Annotated in this window: 3 protein-coding genes; all 3 read left to right on the plus strand. The window is 72.7% G+C overall.

The window, feature by feature from the left end:
- A partial coding sequence (locus I53_RS17705) for an acyl-CoA dehydrogenase family protein (RefSeq protein WP_043353018.1) occupies positions 1-728 on the plus strand: 728 nt, incomplete at its 5' end.
- Positions 725-1783: a phosphotransferase family protein gene (locus I53_RS17710; RefSeq protein ID WP_043353020.1), complete on the plus strand. Its 1059-nt coding sequence runs from the start codon at positions 725-727 to the stop codon at positions 1781-1783. The genes I53_RS17705 and I53_RS17710, both read left to right, overlap by 4 nt.
- A 2-nt stretch (positions 1784-1785) precedes the next feature.
- Positions 1786-2139, plus strand: a 354-nt coding sequence (locus I53_RS17715) for an SDR family NAD(P)-dependent oxidoreductase (protein WP_043353021.1), incomplete at its 3' end; no start/stop codon positions are given.

Genomic DNA, 2139 nt, shown 5'->3' on the forward strand with positions numbered 1-2139 from the left:
AGTGGTGGTCGACCGGCGTCGGCGACCCGCGCTGCAGGATCGCGATCCTGATGGGCAAGACCGACCCGGACGCCCCCCGCCACCGGCAGCAAACGCAGATCCTGGTGCCGATGGACACGCCGGGGGTGCGGGTGGAGCGGCTGCTGCCGGTCTTCGGCTACGAGGACGCCCCCAAGGGCCACGGCGAGGTGGTGCTGGAGCATGTCCGCGTGCCGGCCGGGAACTTGATCCTGGGCGAGGGCCGCGGCTTCGAGATCGCGCAGGGAAGGCTCGGGCCGGGCCGGATCCACCATTGCATGCGCACCATCGGGGCCGCCGAGGTGGCCCTGGAGGCCATGGCGCGCCGCCTCGTGTCCCGGGTCGCCTTCGGCAAGCGGATCTCCGAGCAGTCGGTCTGGGAGCAGCGGGTCGCGGAGGCGCGGATCGACATCGAGATGGCCCGCCTCCTCTGCCTGAAGGCCGCCGACATGATGGACAAGGTCGGCGCCAAGGGCGCCAAGCTCGAGATCGCCATGATCAAGGTCGCGGCGCCCCGGGTGGCGCTGAAGGTGATCGACGACGCGATCCAGGCCCATGGCGGGGCCGGCGTCTCGGAGGATTTCGGGCTCGCCAGGATGTACGCCCATATCCGCACCCTGCGGCTCGCCGACGGGCCCGACGAGGTCCACAACCGCTCGATCGCCCGGCTGGAATTCGGGCGCTACACCAATGCCCGCGAGGGCGCATGAGCGACGCGGATGTCTTCTCCGGCGTGAAGCCGGTCGAGCCGCGCCACCGGATCGACGAGGCGAAGCTCGCCGCCTGGATGGAGGGCCACGTCCGCGGCTACGCCGGCCCGCTCACCGTGCGGCAGTTCCGCGGCGGTCAGTCGAACCCGACCTACCGGCTCGACACGCCCGCCCAGGCCTACGTGCTCCGGCGAAAACCCTTCGGCCCGCTCCTCCCCTCCGCGCACGCGGTGGACCGCGAGTTCCGGGTGATCGGCGCCCTCTACGGCGAGGGTTTCCCGGTGCCGCGGCCCTTCGCGCTGTGCGAGGACCCGGACATCATCGGCGCGGCCTTCTACGTGATGGAGGCGGTGGACGGCGCGGTGCACTGGGACGGGGCGCTGCCGGGCCTCGATCCCCATGCCCGCCACCGGCACTATGCCGGCATGATCGCCACGCTGGCGCGCCTGCACGCCATCGACCCGGAGGCGGCGGGGCTCTCCGATTACGGCCGGCCCGGCAACTACTTCGCCCGGCAGGTCGACCGCTGGACCCGCCAGTACCGCGCCGCCGAGGACGGGCGCCTGGAGGACGTCGAGCGGCTGATCGCGTGGCTGCCTCGGACCGTGCCGGAGCAGCAGGGCGCCTGCGTGGTCCACGGTGATTACCGCCTCGACAACCTGATCTTTTCCCGCGACGGCGGCGTCAGCGCGGTGCTCGACTGGGAGCTGTCGACGCTCGGCGACCCGCTCGCCGATTTCAGCTACCTGCTGATGCAGTGGGAGTTGCCGGCCGACGGGCGCAGCGGGCTCGGCGGGCTCGACCTGCCGGCTTTGGGCATTCCCACACGGGACGAGGCGGTGGCGCTCTACTGCCGGGCGGCGGATCGGAAAAGCCTGCCCGACCTCGACTGGTACTTCGCCTACAACCTGTTCCGGCTGGTCGGCATCCTGCAGGGTGTGGCCGCCCGCGCCAAGGCGGGCAACGCCGCGAGCGAGCACGCCGCCGCCATGGCGGCACGCGTCCCGAAGCTTGCCGAAGCGGCCTGGGGCTTCGCCGAGCGGGCGGGGGCCTGAGCATGGAGTTTTCCGGCCGCGTCGTCGCCGTCACGGGTGCCGCCCGGGGCATCGGCCGGGCGCTCGCCGCGGCGGCCCGGGCCCGGGGCGCGACCGTGGTCGCCCTCGACCGCGACGGCGCCGGGGCTGAGGCCGTGGCGGCGGAACTCGGCGGACGGGCCTATGCCATCGACGTGGGCGACCCGGAGGCGGTTGCCGCTGCCCTCGCAGGCATCGAGGCCGGGATCGGTCCCATCGCGCTCTACTGCTCCAATGCCGGCATCCTGGAGCGCGACCCCGATCCGGAGCTGGCCACCTCCGCCGATCCGGAGAGCTGGGCGCGGTCGTGGTCGGTGAACGTGATGGGCCATGTCCAC

The organism is Methylobacterium sp. B1, from assembly GCF_000333255.1.
Lineage (GTDB): Bacteria > Pseudomonadota > Alphaproteobacteria > Rhizobiales > Beijerinckiaceae > Methylobacterium > Methylobacterium fujisawaense.

Bases quoted from the DNA above. Each gene is read 5' to 3' on its own strand.
- I53_RS17710 (WP_043353020.1), top strand. From the start codon at position 725: ATGAGCGACGCGGATGTCTTCTCCGGCGTGAAGCCGGTCGAGCCGCGC.